Origin of the sequence: Phytobacter sp. RSE-02, from assembly GCF_040578655.1 — a bacterium.
Taxonomy (GTDB): Bacteria; Pseudomonadota; Gammaproteobacteria; order Enterobacterales; family Enterobacteriaceae; genus Phytobacter; species Phytobacter diazotrophicus.
Genome location: NZ_JBEULY010000006.1, coordinates 196,722 through 217,824 on the forward strand (window position 1 = coordinate 196,722; position 21,103 = coordinate 217,824).

General features: G+C 52.0%; 19 protein-coding genes. 3 read left to right on the forward strand and 16 right to left on the reverse strand.

The genetic code is table 11. The annotated features are described in order from the left end of the window. Positions 1-24: 24 nt before the first annotated feature. From ispH to ribF, 5 genes are all read right to left on the reverse strand, one after another. Positions 25-975: a 4-hydroxy-3-methylbut-2-enyl diphosphate reductase gene (gene ispH / locus ABU190_RS15080; protein WP_039078302.1), complete on the reverse strand. Its 951-nt coding sequence runs from the start codon at positions 973-975 to the stop codon at positions 25-27. Continuing rightward, positions 956-1,426, reverse strand: a complete 471-nt coding sequence (gene fkpB, locus ABU190_RS15085) for an FKBP-type peptidyl-prolyl cis-trans isomerase (protein WP_354691732.1) — start codon at positions 1,424-1,426, stop codon at positions 956-958. Before fkpB ends, ispH begins: the two co-directional genes overlap by 20 nt. Positions 1,427-1,523: 97 nt before the next feature. Continuing rightward, the gene (gene lspA / locus ABU190_RS15090) at positions 1,524-2,024 is read right to left on the reverse strand and encodes a signal peptidase II (RefSeq protein ID WP_071193614.1); all 501 of its coding nucleotides are present in this window, start codon (positions 2,022-2,024) and stop codon (positions 1,524-1,526) included. After that, positions 2,024-4,873 carry an isoleucine--tRNA ligase gene (gene ileS, locus ABU190_RS15095; RefSeq protein WP_354691733.1) on the reverse strand — a complete coding sequence of 950 codons (2,850 nt, stop codon included), beginning with the start codon at positions 4,871-4,873 and terminating at the stop codon, positions 2,024-2,026. Before ileS ends, lspA begins: the two co-directional genes overlap by 1 nt. A 34-nt stretch (positions 4,874-4,907) precedes the next feature. Beyond that, the gene (ribF, locus tag ABU190_RS15100) at positions 4,908-5,846 is read right to left on the reverse strand and encodes a bifunctional riboflavin kinase/FAD synthetase (protein WP_039078298.1); all 939 of its coding nucleotides are present in this window, start codon (positions 5,844-5,846) and stop codon (positions 4,908-4,910) included. A gap of 327 nt (positions 5,847-6,173) precedes the next feature. Between ribF and rpsT the strand changes: the two genes are divergently transcribed. Beyond that, a complete protein-coding gene (rpsT, locus tag ABU190_RS15105) occupies positions 6,174-6,437 on the forward strand; it encodes a 30S ribosomal protein S20 (protein ID WP_039078297.1) in 264 nt (87 codons plus the stop codon). 58 nt (positions 6,438-6,495) lie between these two features. Here rpsT and ABU190_RS15110 read toward each other — a convergent pair whose 3' ends face one another. The 11 genes from ABU190_RS15110 to dnaK form a co-directional block, all read right to left on the reverse strand. Further along, on the reverse strand, positions 6,496-7,200 hold the full coding sequence (locus ABU190_RS15110; RefSeq protein ID WP_107224024.1) for a winged helix-turn-helix domain-containing protein: 705 nt from the start codon (positions 7,198-7,200) through the stop codon (positions 6,496-6,498). After that, a complete protein-coding gene (locus ABU190_RS15115) occupies positions 7,184-7,582 on the reverse strand; it encodes an amino acid-binding protein (protein WP_354691734.1) in 399 nt (132 codons plus the stop codon). The genes ABU190_RS15110 and ABU190_RS15115 overlap by 17 nt, the downstream gene beginning before the upstream one ends. Positions 7,583-7,586: 4 nt before the next feature. Continuing rightward, positions 7,587-7,898, reverse strand: a complete 312-nt coding sequence (locus ABU190_RS15120; RefSeq protein WP_071193611.1) for an antibiotic biosynthesis monooxygenase — start codon at positions 7,896-7,898, stop codon at positions 7,587-7,589. A gap of 87 nt (positions 7,899-7,985) precedes the next feature. Then, entirely contained in the window at positions 7,986-8,879 is an 894-nt protein-coding gene (gene nhaR, locus ABU190_RS15125; RefSeq protein WP_039078293.1) for a transcriptional activator NhaR, read from the reverse strand. Between the two features lie 62 nt (positions 8,880-8,941). Continuing rightward, complete coding sequence (nhaA, locus tag ABU190_RS15130) at positions 8,942-10,102, reverse strand: Na+/H+ antiporter NhaA (RefSeq protein WP_071193610.1); 1,161 nt, start codon at positions 10,100-10,102, stop codon at positions 8,942-8,944. Positions 10,103-10,273: 171 nt separating this feature from the next. Beyond that, positions 10,274-11,551 (reverse strand): cytoplasmic protein, encoded by a 1,278-nt coding sequence (locus ABU190_RS15135; protein WP_354691735.1) that lies wholly within the window; start codon positions 11,549-11,551, stop codon positions 10,274-10,276. 21 nt (positions 11,552-11,572) lie between these two features. Next, positions 11,573-12,778, reverse strand: coding sequence for an anaerobic sulfatase maturase (locus ABU190_RS15140; RefSeq protein ID WP_071193608.1), 1,206 nt, complete (start codon positions 12,776-12,778; stop codon positions 11,573-11,575). A gap of 103 nt (positions 12,779-12,881) precedes the next feature. Next, the gene (locus ABU190_RS15145; protein ID WP_071193607.1) at positions 12,882-14,384 is read right to left on the reverse strand and encodes a sulfatase-like hydrolase/transferase; all 1,503 of its coding nucleotides are present in this window, start codon (positions 14,382-14,384) and stop codon (positions 12,882-12,884) included. An 18-nt stretch (positions 14,385-14,402) separates the two neighbouring features. After that, positions 14,403-15,167: an outer membrane protein OmpK gene (locus tag ABU190_RS15150; protein WP_039078288.1), complete on the reverse strand. Its 765-nt coding sequence runs from the start codon at positions 15,165-15,167 to the stop codon at positions 14,403-14,405. A gap of 430 nt (positions 15,168-15,597) precedes the next feature. Further along, positions 15,598-16,743 (reverse strand): molecular chaperone DnaJ, encoded by a 1,146-nt coding sequence (dnaJ, locus tag ABU190_RS15155; protein WP_039078287.1) that lies wholly within the window; start codon positions 16,741-16,743, stop codon positions 15,598-15,600. Positions 16,744-16,829: 86 nt separating this feature from the next. Further along, positions 16,830-18,746, reverse strand: coding sequence for a molecular chaperone DnaK (gene dnaK / locus ABU190_RS15160; protein WP_039078286.1), 1,917 nt, complete (start codon positions 18,744-18,746; stop codon positions 16,830-16,832). A 297-nt stretch (positions 18,747-19,043) separates the two neighbouring features. On the opposite strand from dnaK, the gene satP reads away from it, so the two are divergent. Beyond that, positions 19,044-19,616 carry an acetate uptake transporter gene (gene satP, locus ABU190_RS15165; protein WP_039078285.1) on the forward strand — a complete coding sequence of 191 codons (573 nt, stop codon included), beginning with the start codon at positions 19,044-19,046 and terminating at the stop codon, positions 19,614-19,616. Positions 19,617-19,734: 118 nt separating this feature from the next. Continuing rightward, entirely contained in the window at positions 19,735-21,054 is a 1,320-nt protein-coding gene (locus ABU190_RS15170) for a chloride channel protein (protein ID WP_354691736.1), read from the forward strand. The last annotated feature ends 49 nt before the right edge of the window (positions 21,055-21,103 follow it).

Below are 21,103 nucleotides of genomic sequence, written 5' to 3' on the forward strand. Positions count from 1 at the left end.
TCTCATAAACTCAAAGCGAAAAAGTTATTCGACTTCGCGAACATCGACCCGCAGCTCTTTCGGTACTTCGAAAACGATATTTTCTTCACGGCCTTCAAGCGGAATGGCTTCCCCACCGCCAAGCTCCTGCAGACGGGAGATAACGTTTTGCACCAGAACGTCAGGCGCCGATGCCCCGGCCGTTACGCCAACGCAACTGATTTCGCGCACCCACTCTTCCTGAATATCAGAAGCATCATCGATCAGGTAAGCGGATTTCCCCATACGCTGGGCCAGCTCCGCCAGACGGTTGGAGTTCGACGAGTTCTTCGAGCCGACAACCAGTACCACTTCCGCCTGTTCCGCCAGTGCGCGCACGGCTTCCTGACGGTTGGTCGTGGCGTAGCAGATATCATCTTTACGCGGCCCGACAATTTTCGGGAAGCGCTGACGCAGCGCATCAATCACGTCGGAAGTATCATCCACGGAGAGTGTCGTCTGCGTCATAAAAGAGAGCTTATTGATATCTTTGATATTGAGCGTTTCTACGTCTTCCGGCGACTCCACCAGGTACATTCCCCCTTTCGGGTTGCTGTACTGCCCCATGGTGCCTTCGACTTCCGGATGACCAGCATGGCCAATCAGGATAGCTTCTTCCCCACGACGACTGGCACGAGCGACTTCCATATGCACTTTGGTCACCAGCGGGCAGGTGGCATCAAAGACGGTCAGGTCGCGGCTTTTCGCTTCGTTACGTACCGCCTGTGAAACACCATGAGCAGAGAAAATCAGGATCGCGCCGTCCGGCACTTCGCTGATTTGCTCGATAAAAATCGCCCCGCGTTCACGCAGGCTGTCTACCACGTAACGGTTGTGGACCACTTCGTGACGGACATAAATGGGCGCGCCATAAATCGCCAGCGCGTTTTCAACAATACTAATCGCGCGGTCTACGCCCGCACAAAAACCACGTGGGTTAGCCAACAGGATCTGCATGCATCCCCTCCAGTGCCGGTTCCACTTCCAGCACGTCGACATCAAAATGAACGGTCTGCCCTGCCAGCGGATGGTTAAAGTCAACGGTAATAGAATCACCGTTGATCTCACGGATCACGCCTGGCATTTCGCTGCCATCCATTGCGGTAAAGAGCATAATCGCGCCGATTTCCGGCTCACCCACGTCCATAAAATCACGGCGCGAGAAATACTGAATCAGATCGGGAACCGGCGTGCCAAATGCCGCGTCCGGTTCCAGCGAAAACGCTTTTTTGTCGCCTGCTTTCAATCCCAGCAAGTGCTGCTCAAGCCCTTCGGACAGCGAACCATCCCCCAGACGAAACAGCGCAGGTTTACCATTGTTGCGGGTTGACTCAGCGGTGGAGCCATCTTCGAGTTTGAGCATAAAGTGCACCAGCACCGCGCTATTACTCTGTACAGATTTTGACATGCAGGTACGCTCACTTGTTTTGCCCGGTGACGATAACGCTTACCGGGCCTGAGGATAACCCAGGCCGGGCAAGCGTAACGCCGCCCGGCAGGTTTTGTTACGCCTGTTTCTTCGCAGCCGCGTTCGGCAGGAAGCCTTCCAGCACAATCAGCGCCGCGCCGACGCAAATGAAGCTGTCGGCCAGGTTGAAGGTGGCGAAATGCCAGTCGCCGACATAAAAGTCAATCATATCAACGACAAAACCGTGCCACAGGCGGTCGAACAGATTGCCTAACGCACCGCCGATAATCATCGCGTAGGCGATATTGTTCAGCTTCTGCGAGGCTTTTGAACGGTACATCAGTACCGCCAGCACGACAGAAATACCGATAGCGATACCGGCAAAGAACCAGCGCTGCCAGCCACCGCTGTCCGCGAGGAAACTGAATGCCGCGCCATAGTTACGCGCGTAATGCAGATTAAGCGACGGGAACAGCGGCACCGTATCCCCCAGCGCAAAATGCTGGAGGATAAGGAACTTGCTGCCCAGATCGATAATCAGCACGACGACGACCAGCCACAACCAGCGTAGCCCTGTTGAAAAGATCGGTTTACTCATCAGGCAAACTTACGTTTTTCGCCGTCACCGGCGACGTTGCTGACACAGCGTCCGCAGATCTCTGCGTGTTCCGCTACCTTGCCGACATCCTGAGTGTAATGCCAGCAACGCGGGCATTTCTCACCTTCGGCTTTGCTTAACGCCACTTTCAGACCTTTGAGCAGCTCGCTCTGTTGGGCATCAGCACAAGCGTTGGCATAATCTTCAACTTTCGCACCGGAGGTCAACAGGACAAATCGTAATTCGTCACCCAGCGCCGTCAGTTTCGCAGACAGTTCCGGTTCAGCGAACAGGGTTACTGCCGCTTCCAGCGAACCGCCCACTTTCTTGTCGGCACGCGCCTGTTCGATAACCTTGTTCACTTCGCCACGCACTTTAAGCAGTTCTTCCCAGTAGGCGTCGTTCATGGCTTCGGTTTCCGCCAGACCAAACAGCCCCTGATACCATTCGCCGGTGAACACATACTTTTCGCGCTCGCCTGGCAGGTAGCCCCAGATTTCATCTGCGGTGAAGGACATGATCGGCGCCATCCAGCGCACCAGCGCTTCTGCGATATGGTACAGCGCAGTCTGGCAGCTACGACGGGCAACACTGTCCGCTTTTGCGGTGTACTGACGATCTTTGATGATATCGAGGTAGAAAGAGCCCATCTCGATGGAGCAGAAACGCATCAGGCGTTGCACAACTTCATGGAAATCATAGGAGTCGTACGCGCTGATGATATCTTTCTGCGCTGCCTGCGCACAGCCAACCGCCCAACGATCCAGTACCACCATCTCTTCCGGTTTCACCATGTCTTTTGCCGGATCGAAACCATTGAGGTTCGCCAGCAGGAAGCGCGCGGTGTTACGAATACGACGATAACTATCGGCGGCACGTTTGAGGATCTCATCGGAAACCGCCATTTCACCGGTATAGTCGGTTGATGCCACCCACAGACGCAGGATATCCGCGCCCAGTTTGTTCATCACGTCCTGCGGAGAAACGGTATTACCGATAGATTTGGACATCTTACGACCCTGACCATCGACGGTGAAGCCGTGGGTCAGTACCTGGCGGTAAGGTGCTTTGCCTTTCATCGCGACGCTGATCATCAGAGAGGACATAAACCAGCCACGGTGTTGATCAGAACCTTCCAGATACATATCCGCTGCGTGGCCGCCAAATTCCGGACGCGCGTCAACCACAGAGTAGCTTGTTGAACCGGAGTCAAACCAGACGTCCAGGGTATCCGGCACTTTCACGTAGTTGTCAGCGTCATCGCCCAGAATTTCGCGCGGATCGAGATCCCACCATGCCTGAATGCCGTCTTTCTCAACGTATTTAGCGACAGCTTCCATCAGTTCAGTGGTACGCGGATGCAGCTCTTCAGTGTCTTTATGCACGAACAGCGCCATCGGCACGCCCCAGGTACGCTGACGGGAGATACACCAGTCAGGACGGTTCGCGACCATCGATTCGATACGTGCTTTACCCCATGCCGGGATCCAGCCGCTCAGGTTCTCTTTCGCCAGACCTTCCTGCTCAATGCGATCGATCTCTTTGAGAGACTGAATACGCAGGCCTTTCTGATCCATGCTGACGAACCACTGCGGGGTCGCACGGAAAATGATCGGCGACTTGTGGCGCCAGCAGCACGGATAGCTGTGTTGCAGTTTTTCGACATGCAGCAGTGAACCGTTGTCACGCAGCAGGTTGACGATAATATCGTTCGCTTTGAAGACGTTTACGCCATCCAGAATCGGATACGTACCCGCCAGATATGCCCCATCCGGACCAACCGGGTTAGCGATTTCCAGACCGTATTTTTGGCTGATGGTATAGTCATCAGGGCCATGACCACCGGCGGTATGCACTGCACCGGTACCGGCTTCCAGCGTCACGTGATCGCCCAGGATCGCAGGCACATCAAAATCGAGGAACGGGTGTTTAAAGCGCATCAGTTCCAGGTCAGAACCTTTCACCACGCCCAGTACGGTAAACTCACTGATACCAGCGCGTTTCATCACGCTTTCCAGCAGATCTTTCGCGAGGATCAGCGCCTGGCCTTCAACCTGCACCAGCGCATAGTCAAATTCCGGGGACAGAGAGATCGCACGGTTCGCCGGCAGCGTCCACGGGGTGGTGGTCCAGATAACCAGAGAGACAGGACCGTTAACGCTGGCAACGCCAAATTTCGCTTTTACCGCGTCGACATCGACGGCATGGAACGCCACGTCGATAGACGGAGAGGTTTTGTCGTAATACTCAACTTCCGCTTCCGCCAGCGCAGAACGGCAGTCAACGCACCAGTGCACCGGCTTGGCGCCTTTATGCAGGTGACCGTTACCGATGATTTTACCCAGCGCACGGATAATGTTGGCTTCGGTTTTGAAGTCCATGGTGCGATACGGATGTTCCCAGTCGCCCAGTACGCCAAGACGGATAAAGTCTTTGCGCTGGCCATCGATCTGGGTCGCAGCGTATTCACGGCATTTTGCACGGAATTCCGCGGCGGTGAATTTCTCACCCGGTTTACCAAATTCCTGCTCTACTTTCAGTTCGATAGGCAGACCGTGACAGTCCCAGCCCGGCACATACGGCGAGTCGTAACCCGCAAGGCCTTTGGACTTCACGATAATGTCTTTCAGAATCTTGTTAACAGAGTGACCAATATGAATGCTGCCATTCGCATAAGGAGGGCCATCATGCAGAATGAAGGTTTTTTTGCCTTTTTTGGCTGCACGAATGATGCCGTACAGGTCATCATCAGTCCAACGCGCCAGCATTCCCGGTTCGCGTTTGGCGAGGTCGCCACGCATCGGGAACCCTGTTTCCGGCAAATTCAGGGTTGATTTATAGTCACTCATCAGATTCTCGGTTCCGTATTGATCACACAGGCATTTAAGCCGGGTTTGATAGCCCAAAAAACTCGCGGGCGGTTAACTCATCACGCGCGATCTGCGCTTTAAGCTCATCCAGCGATGTAAATCGCTGCTCGTTGCGTATCTTTTTACGCAGTACTACATCTATATGGCGTCCATAGAGGTCCATTACAACATCCAGCAGATGGACTTCAAGCTGCTGGCGAACCCCGGCAACCGTCGGGCGCGTACCAATGTTGGCCACGCCGGGCAGTAAAGTATCGCCTAAGCCAGCCACTTCTACCGCATAGACACCTTTGACCGGGGAAACCTGGCGGCGCAGCGGTATGTTCGCCGTCGGAAAACCGATAGTACGCCCCAGCTCGTCGCCGTGAACCACACGCCCGGAGATACTGAACGGACGGCCCAGCAGTTGTTCAGCGAGCTCAAGGTTGTCATCAGCCAACGCCTGGCGAACCGCCGTACTGCTCACGCGCGCGCCACCAGAGCAGAAGGTTTGCGTGCTGGTAACATCAAAGCCATATTTCAGACCGGCTTTCTGTAATAACAAGAAATCACCCTGGCGACCAGCGCCAAAGCGGAAGTCATCGCCCACGGCGAGGAATTTCACGCCAAGTTTGTCAACCAGCAGGTCGCTGACGAAGGTTTGCGCCGTCAACGCGGCAAAACGCCGGTCAAAACGTACGCACAGTACGTAATCGACGCCACATTCGGCCAGCAGGCGCAGTTTTTCCCGCAGTCGGGTCAGGCGCGCAGGCGCTTTATCGCTCGCGAAAAGTTCGAGAGGTTGCGGCTCGAATATCATCACCACCACGGGGAGAGCACGGGTACGACCTTCTTCGCTAAGCCCTTGTAAAAGTGCCTGATGGCCGCGATGCACGCCGTCGAAATTACCAATAGTCAGCACACACCCGTGCGGTGCCTGGCTGAGATTATGTATGCCGCGTATCAGCTTCATGTCTGGCTCAAAACAGTGAAAATCGTCAAAGTATACCTTGTACAACGTGCAACGTTAACCGACGATTGCCCGAACCCGCCAGAAAGGAGAAGGATTTCATCAGGCTGCCTTCTTACCGCATGAAAAACTGGGCCGGAAAGCGATTTTTATAGTGGAAAGGCTGTATTCGATGACCACAAGCTGGTAGAATCCTGCGCCATCAATACGTAACGTAGCGTCGCACATTAACGGCGCTTATTTGCACAAATCCATTGACAAAAGAAGGCTAAAAGGGCATATTCCTCGGCCTTTGAATTGTCCATATAGATCATATTTGGGAGTTGGACCTTGGCTAATATCAAATCAGCTAAGAAGCGCGCCGTTCAGTCTGAAAAGGCTCGCAAACACAACGCAAGCCGTCGCTCTATGATGCGTACTTTCATCAAGAAAGTGTACGCTGCGATCGAAGCTGGCGACAAAGCTGCTGCACAGAAAGCATTTGACGAAATGCAACCGATCGTGGATCGCCAGGCCGCTAAAGGTCTGATCCACAAAAACAAAGCTGCGCGTCATAAAGCAAACCTGACTGCACAGATCAGCAAACTGGCTTAATCGCCCGCTTGTTGTACTTTGTGAAAGAACCCGCGTAAAGCGGGTTTTTTTATGCCTGCTACCCGACGTCGATGCCGAGTAATGTCTGTAACCCCTGCCGACCTTTCGCAGTCAGCGCAACTTCACGAAACCCGGGCGTCCTGCGGATCCACCCCTTCGTTTCAAAATAAATAAGCAACACCGCTCCTGCATGCCCGCCCAGATGAAAGCGCCGCTCGCTCCAGTCAAGACAGGCACAGCTACGTTTACGCGTTGATTTATTTTCCAGCGGTAAACCCATCCGGATAAAAAATGCCAGCCCTGCTTCGGTAAGCGACGCACCATCCGCGGTCAGGTAATCTTTCGCCACCAGCGCGTCATAAATGTTTACCGCCAGCTCACCAGCCAGATGATCGTAACAGGTGCGCGCATGCCGCAGCGCCACGGGCGTGCGTGTGGTTAAAGGTTTATCCTGCCGCCAGGAAATGCCCATCATCATTTCAATCAACCGGGCAACCTCCTGGCCTGCCAGACGGTAGTAACGATGACGCCCCTGTGACAGGAAACAGACCAGTTGGCTGTCAACCAGCTTACTCAAATGTGCGCTGGCGGTGGAGGCCGCAACGCCTGCCGCCACACTCAATTCCGTTGCCGTCCATGCCCGCCCATCCATCAGCGCACACAGCATTTTCACGCGTGATGGATCGGCCATCGCTGCGGCAACTGCCGCGACCGAAAGCTCAAGTGCGTCGTCATCAGAAAGATGTTCAGGATGAAGTTGCATAAACCGCCCAGGGTTCTGTTGCCTCGCTGGCAACGAGATCATTATCCGTCACCAGTATGAGCTGATTTGCATGATCGCTATACTGCACGAGAATATTTACGCCATGGGATGCAAGCTTTGCCGTTATCTCGCCCAGCTCGCCGGGCCGCTCCTGTTTGAGCTTACGGATCACAGGCCTGCGCAGCTCGCGGACATCAAAACCGTGTTGCTCCAGTACCGCTTTCGCCCGTATGCCCTCTTCCACCAGAAAGTGGGCATGCCCTTCATTATTGTGGGTAAAGACACCACCACCCTCAAGGCCGATACCGTTACTGCCCAGCGTTTTGCCCAGTTTCGCCAGCTCACCCGGCAGGTTTTTGAGTACTACATAAATATCGTACATCACCTTACCTCCGGTTTTCCGATGAATATTCCCGTTCCAGACGGGCAATACGGATGCGATAAAACGAAAAAATTGCCTCGCGCCCCTCCGTCTGCGCCTCACGGTGAAAATGATTATTTTTCCATGTCTGAATGGCTTCCTCATCACGCCACCAGGATAACGAAAGTATCTTCCCCGGTGTGGTCAGGCTTTGAAAACGTTCAATCGCGATAAAGCCATCGATATCGGCAAGCAGCGGTTTCAGTTCCGCAGCCAGCTCAAGGTAGCGCTCTTGCTTTGCCGCAACCGCGTCGGCTTCGAAAAGTACAGCAATCATGATTTATCTCCTGTATGGGTAGGAGAGATAAATCTACCGTGCTGAAAAAGTCATGCTTCGGTGGTTAACGAAATATGGCGCGTATCATCAGAGGTCATGAAATAGCCGGGAGTAATCACGGTTACAAATACGCTGTACGGCGGGGTGCTGAATCATTCGTTCGGCAAAAATGGCGTGGTACTCTTCCATCACGTTATCCACTCGGCCAATTTCGACGATATTCTCATCCGCAAAATAGTCTTTTGCATAGAGCGTCGGAGCCACAAAAATGGCATTGTGCGCTGCGCCAAACGATTTCATCAACGCCGCATCATCAAACTCGCCCAGCACTTCAACATTCAGCCCCTGCGAATTAAACCAGTTGAGTAACTTACGCCCAAGCATCGACCGGCGGCCTGGAATCAGCAAACGGCGTTCTTCAAGGCAGGCAGGAAAAGGCTTTTTAAGTGCCGGTTTCTGGCACCAGAAGCTGACGCTGCATTCGCCAATCTTCACCGAAAAGAGCCCTTCCTGATGGGTAGAATCTATCGGGCAATCTGAAATAATCATATCGAGCTTATGCTGGCTCAACTGTTCGAGCAGCATTTCATGGGTGGATTCAAAACAGCGTAAATGGATAGGCTCGCCTTCCTGAACCGCAGCCTCAAGAATACCGCTCACAAGTTGTTTTGACAGCGCATCCGCTACCCCGACGTCAAACAACAAATGTGACTCTTTGCGATAATTAACGATATCCAGCATTTCCTGGCTTAGCGTAAACATCTTATCGGCGTAACGAAAAACCAGCTCACCAAGTTCCGTTGGTTCCAGCCCCCTTCCCCGGCGCTTAAAGAGCTTGCCCTGCAGGCGCTCTTCCAGCGCTTTTATTTGCCCGGTGATGGTTTGTGGCGTGAGATATAACGCTTCCGCAGCACCGACAACGGACCCCGCGCGGTATACCTGCCAGAAGTAGTACAGATGGTTGTAATTGATGTTCGACATCGTGTCTTCGCTCCCTGAGTGACGTTTTCGGGAAGGCTATCGTTCGCCTTCCCCTTCAGGAATTAGCGGACTATACGCGAACGCAGCAGACAGTATCCCACCACCGCCGCCAGGATTGAACCGGTAAGAATGCCTAATTTCGCCCAGGCAACCATATGTGTATCGACGTCACCAAACGCGAGGGTAGCGATGAAAATCGACATGGTAAAACCAATACCGCACAGCACGCCGACCGCCATTATTTGTTTAAACGCCGCCCCCTGCGGCAGTTTTGCCAGTTTGAGACGAAGCGCCAGCCAACAAAAAATGGTTATGCCGACGGGTTTACCGATAAACAGACCAGCAATCACCCCCATTGGCAACAGCGACGTCAGCCCGGCAAAGGTCACCCCTTCAAGCGATACGCCCGCATTAGCAAAGGCAAACAGGGGCAAAATCAGCCAGCCAACCCAGGGGTGGATCGCATCAATCACCTGACGGGCCGGAGAGACGCCATTCTCCTCTTTCAGAGGAATGAAGAAGCCCAGTACGACCCCGGCCAACGTGGCATGAATGCCCGATTTCAACACCGCAGTCCACAACACTATGCCCACCAGCATATAGATGCCGATCCGGCGAACATTAAGGGCATTCAGTACCGCCAGCGCCACGATGGCCGCCGCCGCAACGCCCAGCGATACCAGCGAGAGATCGCTGGTGTAAAACAGCGCGATAATAATGATCGCACCCAGATCATCGATAATCGCCAGCGCCATCAGGAAGATTTTCAGCGCCGGGGGAATGCGATCGCCGAGCAGTGCCAGAACGCCAAGGGCAAAGGCGATATCCGTCGCCGCAGGAATAGCCCAGCCGTGACGCGCCAGCGGATCGTGCATGTTAAACGCCAGAAATATCAGCGCTGGTGCCACCATACCGCCCAGGGCGGCAATCACCGGAAAAATAGCCTGTTGACGACTGGCAAGCGAACCTTGCATCAGCTCATATTTCACTTCAAGGCCGACCATCAGGAAAAAGACCGCCATAAGCGCATCATTTATCCATAACAGCATATTTTTATTGATTTCCAGCGCTGCAAACTTGAACGCAACCGGTGTATCAAGGAAAGCTTGATAACCTGCTTTGGTCACATCCAGATTGGCGCAAAACATCGCCAGTACGGCAGCAATGATGAGGACAATCCCGCCTGAGATATCACTGCTAAAAAAACGTTGTAGAAATTTCATGGTCTTCTCTCGATTTACGACTCCCTGGGGCGCTTATATTACCCCGCCAGAATCATCGATAAAATCAGATAAATTTTTGGGATAAACTCGGTTTTACCGAGTTTATATGATAATACGGTTATCAATGAGGTGTTCAGGCTTTGCATACTTCGCCTGAATAGGGGGGATATTCTAGTGGCAGAGAGAAGGCTCGAGCGGCAGTACCGTGCGGGTCTGGTTGTATTCATACTTCATAAAATCAAGGACCATTGTCAGATTTGCCGGGGAAAGGCGCGTCATCTGAGCGTAAAAAGGATGCGACTCGACATAATGAATAAATCGCGTCGCGGGTAACAGCGTCGCACGACACAATTCTCCAGGTTTTTTACTGCCGGTCAAATTGGAGACGGCCATCGCGTAGTCAGGCGTGGAAAAATAGCGCCAGACATTGTTACGAATACCTCCCGCCAGAAAATATCGCGGTGGCCGCGCCTGCTGCTGCGCGACAAGCCCGCGCTCAGCAACAAACGATATATGGCATCGTCCACGCACCACGTCATCGTGATTGGCTATCAGGCATCCGCCATAAATAAAGCATTCGTGTTCAAGAAAATGCTGAACATTGATAGACCTTTCATCCGTCAATTTTTTCACCAACTCAAAATGACGATAAGCAGGCAAAACGGGCTTCACTATCATCCCTGCATCGTTTTTACGCAATGTGGCCATGCCGTAATCAATATCGAATAACGTCGCCCGTTGCGCAGTCAGCTTCTCTTTTCGTTGAACGATGTGGGCAAACGTTCCGCTCAATGAGCGCTCGGTAAAACTGTGAGTGTACTGATATTCTTTTTCTACGCAGACTGGCGAGTAATTGGTGGAGACGGCAACAACGTTGCCGCTATCCGCCTCGGCGGTCACCAGAATATAGAGCAAATTGCCCGAACCCAGATAAGGCAGAACAAAAGCGCGCGTACACAAAGCAATGTCATATGCCTGGAAAAGACATTGTGATTGAAGGCTATTAACCTGCCGCGCCAGTCGGGAAAATTGTCGGCTCAGGGCGGTACTGTCCAGACGCAGCTCTCTGCGAAGATCTATCAAAGTAGCGCCTGCCGCAATGCCTTTACGCAACTCGCTTAAATTCTCTTTTTCCAGACTCACCGGCGTAAAAAGGAAGGTTCTGCTGCAATGACGGCAGAGGAGTCGGCTTTTACCTTGCGAAGAATAACCGTGTCGTTTAAAAGCCGTCCCGCCACAAAAAGGGCACTGTTTTATTAATCCCTTCCACTCTTTATTGACAGCCGTACGAAAAACATTCAAAGCGTGTCTGGAAATCCGTGGAAAGGTAAAACCACATTCGCGGCAAAGCATATCTTTCCCCTGCGGTTGGTAATCGGGGCTATTCAGGATACCCAGATTTTTGCAGCCAAAAGTTTTGCAGCAGTCGACATCATGATGACCAAACATTGCGTTTCCTCCCTGAAATGCTCAGTTTGCCGATAAAACATACCTTATATCTGCCGGCGAGTATCCATTTTCAAACAGGGTTTTCATCGCTTGCATTAACGCGGAGGTATGAGAAAAGAAGTGCTGATAGCCCTGGCAAAGATAATTTTGCGGGAATGATCCCTCTGCCTGAGGCAAAAAACGATGTTTCGGGCAACCGCCATTGCAGGCAAACAGCCATGGGCAGGAGTGACACTCACGAGAAAGGTATTTGTTTTTCGCTTCGCCAAACGTGTGGTTTTGCCGGCTGTTGTTCATCTCTCTGATGGTAGTGTTATTGATATTGCCAAGTTTGTACTGCGGATAGACATAATGATCGCAGTTATACACATCGCCGTTCATTTCCATAGCAAAAGCACTGCCGCATGTCGGGGCAAACACGCAAACCTGAGGCGGCAATCGACACCACGCCGCAAGAGTTTGATCAAAGAGTTGCACAGAAATGTCGCCGATATCCTCCCGGATCCACACATCAAAAATCGTCGAAAGAAATTCGCCAAACGCCAGAGAGCCCACTGACCAGGGCATCATCTCCGCTTGCGGTTCCTGCGGATGGGCCAGTGATGCAGTGTCAGGCGTTTTGCTTCTTCGCTCCACCAACGGGATAAACTGCATGTACTGACTACCCAGCGATTTCAGATAGCGGTAAACCCGAAGCGGGTGGGCCGCGTTTGCCGCGTTAACCACTGTGAGGGTATTAAATGCAACCTCATGGCGGGCAAGAAGATAGATCGCGCGCTCTACTTTTTCATGCGTTGGTTTTCCCGCTCGCGTCACCCGCCATGCATCATGCAACGCCGCATCACCATCAATTGAGATGCCAACCAGAAAGGCGTTCTCACGGAAAAACTCAGCCCAGCGATCGTCGATGAGTATTCCATTGGTCTGAAAGGTGTTCACAATCTGTTTGCCATTGGCATAGCGTTTTTGTAGCGCGATGGCCTGCTGATAAAACGCTATCCCCATCAGCGTGGGTTCGCCTCCCTGCCAGGCGAAAATCACCTCGTCAACATCCTGCGCAGCGATATGCTGGGCAATGAAGCGCTCAAGGGTGCTTTCGCTCATGCGGAAATTTTTATTTCTCTCAGGGTAAAGCTTCTCTTTTTCGAGATAAAAACAGTACTGGCAATCAAGGTTGCATACCGAACCGGTGGGTTTGACCATGACCTGGCAGCTTTTTCTTAACATGATGTTCGTCCCTGAAATAAAAATAACCCGATCCCTCTATATGAAAGATCGGGCGGGCAGTGCCCTAAGTGGCATAATTACTTCTTTTTATTATTAAATGCGTTTAACCCCAGGTAACTGGCGTAGGTTTTTCACCGCGCGCTTTCATCAGTGAATCGTTATCAATATCCTGCTTATATTTCAGGAATTCCTCATACAGACGCTTTTCAACCTCTGGATTTTTGCCGATCTGGTTCATGGTTTCAGCCCGATCCTGTTTGAGGTTGTAGAGATATTTTGCCTTCCCTTCGCGGTCGATGATCATTTTCCAGTCTCCGTCGCGAAGCGCCCACAGGTCGGTCGGATCGTCCTGGAAAGGCATATCAATACCAAAAATCAGCGGTTTCTCGCGTTTCAGCTCAGCCTTCTCGAAGACAGGCGTCAGAGACTGACCGTCAATAGTGCGATCTTTTGGCAGATCAAATTTCATCATCTGTGCGAGTGTCGGCATCCAGTCCAACCCGGAAGCCGGCGTGTCGGTTACCATCCCCTGCGGCAGATGCTTGCCATATTTAATGATCGCTGGAACACGTATGCCCCCTTCCCAGAGATTATCTTTACGTCCGCGCAGGCCGTCGGTCTCACCGGCCATGTTCAGTTCGTAGACTTTGCGAACTTCACGCGTTACCGGTCCGTTATCACTGGTAAAGATAATGATGGTATTGTCTTCTTCACCCATCGCCTTAATTTTTTCTACGACTTTACCTACCTGCTCATCCATATAGCTGATATTGGCATAGTACTCACCCGGTCCACGCCAGGGTTTATCCGCCCAATCGCCGTAATACATATCCGGGTGTTTCTTCTGAAATTCGCTCATATATTGCGAATACATATCGAGGTATTTCTTCGGCGACGCGACAGGGGTGTGTACTTCGGTGAAGGCAACGTACAGGAAGAACGGTTTGTCCTCTTTCTTCTTCTCGCGCTCGTCCAGCCAGTTCACCACTTCGGTACTGACCAGCTCACCGCTCAGTAATTTCGCTTCGCCGATGGGCTTACCGTTGCGAATAAAGGCATCCGGATAAACGGCGCCGTAGCGAGGGCGCTCTTTTGCATTTGCCAGTCGTTCGTTAGTGATAAATCCACCGGCGTGAACCAGTGAATAATCAAACCCAACATCTTTAGCCTGCGGCTGGTCTGTGCGATCCGCCCCGGCGTTAAGGTGTAATTTGCCCATTAACGCCGTATCGTAACCTTGCTCACGTAATAAATTCGCGATGGTGACTTCGTTACGACCAATCGACACATCTTTGCCTGCCGGTATCCAGGAACGAATACCGGTGCGGAAAGGCATACGCCCTGTGAGTAAGCCCGCACGTGAAGGCGAACAGAGCGGCGCGGGGGCGTAGTAATCGGTAAATTTGACGCCCTCCTGTGCTAATTTATCGATGTTTGGCGTTTTGACAATTTGATGACCATAAGTCCCCAGATCACCGTAGCCTAAATCATCCGTTAAAATTATCACCAAATTAGGGCGTTTCGCCTCTGCGGCATGAACGGGAGAGATTGTGCTTCCTGCATATAACGCCAGACCAATCATACTGGCAACAAATGTTTTCTTCATTTCAGATCCTCTGAAAAATTAAAACTCATAGCCCAACATATAAATCATTTGATCGCCGAATCCATCATAACCAAGTTTATTATCAAAATAACGCCAGGTGACAGATGCTTTCCAGCGGGGATAAAATTTCCATGCTAATGTTAAACCACCATTAATTCCGGTATGCCCATGCTGTTGTTCGGCGTATGCATCATTTCTGTCGAGCTCAATTTCATTCCAGTTCGACAATACAAACTTCTCATTAAAAGCATTGAAGAAGTATGCTGCGGTCCAGCCAATAACGTAACCGTTCCAGCCACTGGTTTGCCCATATTTTTTTGAGTAATAATCCCCGGACTGGTTATGCAATCCAATATAGGGTTTAAAAAAACCCGATTTCCCTTGCCAGCCCAGATAGCCAAGCCCATAGAACATATCTAAATCATCGCTCCATGAGTTGTCCCACTGACCATATAGTTTTCCGAAAAAGGAGTAGTCAGAATCGAAGAGACGGACATGGGCCATCGCCGATACGGTATGGTTTCGTCCCTCAACGGAGTGATTTAAGACATTGCTTTCAAAAAATGAATAAATTTCTGCTTCGCGGAAATTAACGCCAAAATCGGCAGTTGCTTTCCATACTTCACCACGATGAACATTTTCAAAACCGCTATTCCAGTCAGCATAACCGGCATTTATAGAACCAAAAGCCCCTTTATACTCCAGAGACCATGCAGGGAGACTGCATAATGCGGTCGTCGATATCAGGGCACACGCCAGCAACTTTCCCTTTTTTTGGGGCATATAATGCATTCCTCATTATTATAGTTAACGTGAATACTTCAATAATAAAAACGATCTCAGGCAAGAATGAAAACGAGGCCAGTTTATTAAAAAGAACAAATTGGTTTGTGATAGAGATATCACATTGATGGATTAGCTAAGCCGTTAAAATGCAGGTGTCAGAAAATGTTGTTTTTCGTATCGTTAACCTATGAAAATAAGAAATTGCACTAAAATTTGTTTTTTACGACCAGCAGGAAGGTAATTCAATTTAGTAGAAGGAATAATTCGGGGGTTTACGTTAATAACATAACACGCCGTTCGATGTAATTTTTTTCACACCACGGCGGCAAGGAGAGATCCATAAAACAAGATAAGTGATAAGCCGTTTATGGCTGCGGAGGCAATAAAAAAGGGTTGCGTTAAGCAACCCTCTAAAAGTTATACCTGATTAACGCGTCAGGTCATCAAAGAACTTTTTGACACCGTCGAAGAAGCTTTTGGAGCGCGGGCTGTTGTGTTCACCTGTCGGTCCACCAAAGCTTTCCTGTAAATCCTTAAGCAGTTGTTTCTGCTTATCGTTCAGGCCAACCGGCGTTTCAACCACCACACGACACAGCAGATCGCCCTGCGCACCGCCGCGTACCGATTTCACGCCTTTACCGCGCATGCGGAACAGCTTGCCGGTCTGAGTTTCGCCAGGGATCTTCAGATTGACGCGACCATCCAGCGTCGGAACCTCGATTTCTCCCCCCAACGCCGCCATAGCAAAGTTAATGGGGACTTCACAGTACAGGTTGTTACCTTCACGCTCAAAGATAGCGTGCTGTTTCACCTGCACCTGAACGTACAGATCGCCTGCCGGTGCGCCGTGCTCACCCGCTTCACCCTCACCCGCCAGACGGATGCGATCGCCCGTGTCCACGCCTGCCGGAATTTTAACGGACAGGGTTTTGGTTTTTTCTACGCGACCATGACCGTGACATTTATTGCACGGATCTTTAATCAGCGTACCGCGCCCCTGACAGTGCGGACAGGTCTGCTGAACGGCGAAGAACCCCTGGCGCATCTGCACCTGGCCAGAACCATGACAGGTCGGACAGGTCTGCGGCTGGGTACCGGCTTTCGCGCCGCTGCCGTGGCAAACGTCACACTCTTCCAGCGTCGGGATACGGATCTCTTTACTGACGCCGCGAACGGCTTCTTCCAGCGTCAATTCCATGTTGTAACGTAAATCGGCGCCACGCGCCGCACGCTGGCGACCACGGCCACCGCCAAAAATATCGCCGAAGACATCGCCAAAGATATCGCTAAAGTCAGCGCCGCCGCCAAAGCCGCCGCCGCCGAATCCACCGCCGCCCATGCCGCCTTGTTCAAACGCCGCATGGCCATACTGGTCATACGCAGCACGCTTTTGCGCGTCGGTCAGAACTTCGTACGCTTCTTTGATCTCTTTAAATTTGGCTTCGGCCTCTTTATCACCCTGGTTACGGTCCGGGTGATATTTCATGGCCAGGCGCTTGTACGCCTTCTTGATTTCGCGCTCTTCCGCTGTTTTGGAAACGCCCAAAATCTCGTAGTAGTCTTGTTTCGCCATCTTTTTTTATCTACCCCTAACATGCGAGCACGGGCGTGGAGAAATCTCCTACGCCCGTGCCGATTAATTACCCTGCATCAGGGCGATTATTTTTTATCTTTTACTTCTTCGAACTCAGCGTCGACAACATCGTCGTCTTTCGCGTTGTTCGCAGAAGCGTCAGCGCCACCAGCCTGCTGCTGTGCGTGCTGCTGCTGTGCGATTTCCAACAGTTTCTGAGAAGCCTGAGCCAGAGCCTGCATTTTCGCTTCGATATCCGCTTTGTCTTCGCCTTTGAGAGACGTTTCCAGCGCGGTCAGCGCAGCTTCGATAGCGGTTTTATCTTCTGCTGGCAGTTTGTCGCCAGCTTCTTCAACCTGCTTACGGGTGCTGTGCAGCAGGTGGTCACCCTGGTTACGGGTCTGAACCAGCTCTTCGAACTTACGGTCAGATTCAGCGTTCGCTTCTGCTTCGCGAACCATTTTCTGAATTTCTTCCTCGTTCAGGCCAGAAGATGCCTTGATGGTGATCTTCTGCTCTTTACCGCTGTTTTTGTCTTTCGCAGATACGTGCAGAATACCGTCAGCATCAATATCGAAAGTCACTTCGATCTGCGGCATGCCGCGCGGTGCCGGGTTGATACCATCCAGGTTGAACTGACCCAGAGATTTGTTATCAGACGCACGTTTACGTTCACCCTGCAGCACATGGATGGTTACCGCAGACTGGTTGTCTTCCGCAGTAGAGAACACCTGGCTGTGCTTGGTCGGGATAGTGGTGTTCTTGTTGATCAGCGCAGTCATCACGCCGCCCATGGTTTCGATACCCAGCGACAGCGGAGTAACGTCAAGCAGCAGCACGTCTTTCACATCACCGGTCAACACACCACCCTGGACCGCAGCACCGATAGCAACAGCTTCGTCCGGGTTAACGTCTTTACGCGGCTCTTTACCAAAGAACTCAGCGACTTTCTTCTGCACCATCGGCATACGGGTCTGACCGCCGACCAGGATAACGTCCTGCACGTCGGATACAGACAGGCCAGCGTCCTGCAGCGCAACTTTCAGCGGCTCGATGGAACGGTTCACCAGGTCTTCGACCAGGCTTTCCAGTTTCGCGCGAGTCACTTTGATGTTCATGTGTTTCGGACCAGTGGCGTCTGCAGTAATGTACGGCAGGTTCACATCGGTCTGCTGAGCGGAAGAAAGCTCAATTTTCGCTTTTTCTGCTGCTTCTTTCAGACGCTGCATCGCCAGCGGGTCGTTGCGCAGGTCAATGCCCTGATCTTTCTTGAATTCTTCAACCAGGTAGTTGATCAGACGGCTGTCGAAGTCTTCACCACCCAGGTGGGTATCACCGTTGGTTGCCAGAACTTCGAAGGTTTTTTCGCCATCAACTTCGTCGATTTCGATAATAGAGATATCGAAGGTACCGCCACCGAGGTCGTAGACCGCGATAGTACGGTTGCCCACTTCTTTATCCAGACCGTAAGCCAGTGCAGCGGCAGTCGGTTCGTTGATAATACGTTTGACTTCCAGACCCGCGATACGGCCAGCATCTTTAGTTGCCTGACGCTGCGCATCGTTGAAGTATGCCGGTACGGTGATAACCGCTTCAGTTACTGGCTCACCCAGGTAATCTTCAGCCGTTTTCTTCATTTTTTTCAGCACTTCGGCAGAGATCTGCGGCGGTGCAGTTTTGGTGCCTTTCACATCAAGCCATGCGTCACCGTTGTCAGCAGCGATGATTTTGTACGGCATGATAGAAACGTCGCGCTGAACTTCTTCGTCCTGGAAGCGGCGGCCAATCAGGCGTTTAATCGCAAACAGGGTGTTTTGCGGGTTTGTCACTGCCTGACGTTTAGCCGGCTGACCAACCAGAGTTTCACCATCCTGGGTATAAGCAATGATAGAAGGCGTGGTGCGGTCGCCCTCGGCATTCTCCAGCACACGCGCGGTAGTGCCATCCATAATCGCTACACAAGAGTTGGTAGTACCCAGGTCGATACCAATAATTTTACCCATCTAAACGTCTCCACTAAAAATTCGGTCAACATGTGGTTGTGAACCTGTAATAAGGGCGAATCGTGCGGTTTCAACTACCCTCGTTCGTTTTTTTTCAGGTCCACACATTGCGGTTGACTACAAGATGGGGTCGCAACGAAGCTCATCAAGGGGTAAGGAATAAAAAAATTTTTAATTTCCACCTGTTCAGATCATAGACACAGCCAGTGACGCTATTTATGATGCCGCGCCCCGCCTCCTCTATATAGACGCGGGGAATACATTTCATCCTTCAATGTTGATTTATTTTGAGGAATTATGGGCAACATCAAGTTGGCTAATCCGGCTCCGCTGGGCCTTATGGGCTTCGGCATGACCACTATTCTGCTTAACCTGCACAATATTGGCATGTTCCCGCTGGATGGTATTATCCTGGCTATGGGTATTTTCTACGGTGGTATCGCGCAGATTTTTGCGGGGCTGCTGGAATATAAAAAAGGCAACACCTTCGGTTTAACCGCATTTACCTCTTACGGTTCTTTCTGGCTCACCCTGGTTGCGATTCTTCTGCTGCCTAAAATGGGTCTGGCAGATGCAGCGAATGGCCATTTCCTGGGTGTCTACCTGGGTATCTGGGGTGTGTTCACCCTGTTTATGTTCTTCGGCACGCTGAAAGGCGCACGTATGCTGCAGTTCGTCTTCCTGAGCCTGACCGTGCTGTTCGCACTGCTGGCGGTAGGTCACCTGGCAGACAACGAAGGCATCGTTCATGTCGCCGGCTGGATTGGTCTGGTATGTGGCGCAAGCGCTATCTACCTGGCGATGGGTGAAGTCCTCAACGAGCAATATGGCCGTACCGTTCTGCCAATTGGCGAACAAGGGCAGCACTAATCCCTTCTTCGTGCCTGCACTGCAGGCACGAATTCCCCCGTTTTTGCCTTCCTGTTGATTACGCATTCATCCACTTTATGGGATGATGACGGCACTTCTTCGCAGACAGAATCTGACAATGACTACGCTTTTCCAGGGCCGTGCTTACTGGTTACAACGCTGGGTTGCGCTTCTTCTCACCGGGGTCATGGCCGGGCTTAGCGGTATGTTGCTTGCCATGTTGCTACATGAAATTCAGCACCTCGCGTATGGCTATAGCCAGAATGTATTGATAAGCCCACAGACCTTTTTGCAGGGCGTAAGCGACGCCAGTGCACAGCGACGCTTTATCGTGTTGGTCGCCGCAGGCATCGTTGCCGGGGGAGGATGGTGGCTGCTTGCCCGTTATGGCAAAAAGCGCGTCAGCATCAGTACGGCGGTAAGCAATCCGGACAAACCGATGCCGCCACTCACCACACTTGTTCATATTCTGCTGCAAATCATCACCGTAGCGATGGGCTCACCGCTCGGGCGCGAAGTCGCTCCACGTGAAGCGGGCGCCCTGTTCGCCGGAGGCGCTGCGCGGAGATTGCACCTTTCCCCTGCCGATATCCAACTGATGACCGCCTGCGGTGCGGGTGCAGGGCTGGCTGCGGTATATAACGTGCCGCTGGCGGGTGCTATCTTTACGCTTGAAGTTTTGTTGGTGCGTTTTAGCTGGGATGCGGCTATCGCGGCGCTGGTCACATCGGCGCTGGCGGCCTGGGTCGCCACGCTGGGGCTGGGAGATGAACATCAGTATCACTTCACAACGGAGTTCGCTGCCTCATCATTAATTTTCTGGAGCGTGCTTTGTGGCCCATTGCTGGGCGCGGGCGCTTTTCTTTTTCGCCGCCTCACCCAATATGCGAGCTGCAAAGTTCAGGATAACTGGCAAATGCCTGCTGTCAGTCTGATTGCCTTTACGTTGCTGGGTATTTTTTCCGTCTGGTTCCCACAGCTTCCGGGCAACGGTAAAGGTGCTGCGCAACTGGCGCTGAGTGGCGAAATGACGGCCTGGCTCGCGGTGGTTTTACTGGTACTCAAAGTATTGGTTATCAGCGCCGTACTACGTGCAGGGGCGGCTGGCGGATTGTTGACACCGGGCCTTGCCGTCGGCGGTCTGCTGGGGTCATTACTGTTTATGCTTGTCGGGCCGCTTTTCCCCGGTAGCGATATGGAAAGTTTCGCCCTGTTGGGTGCTGCCGGGTTCCTGGCCGCTTCAGCGAATATGCCCGTCACCACACTCGCCTTAGTGATGGAGTCCACGCGAATGGACCACAGTTTCCTGGTGCCTGCGGCACTCTCCATCGCCGGGGCGTACGCCACCTCGCGCGCGCTGGGAACCTGGCAGAATGCGCGTTTTTCGACCAAAACCATAACCGAAGCTAAACGAGATGGTAATAAAAATCCCATTTAATTGATAAGCATTATCATTTCTAATATGGTCGCCGGGAGCATCCCGGATA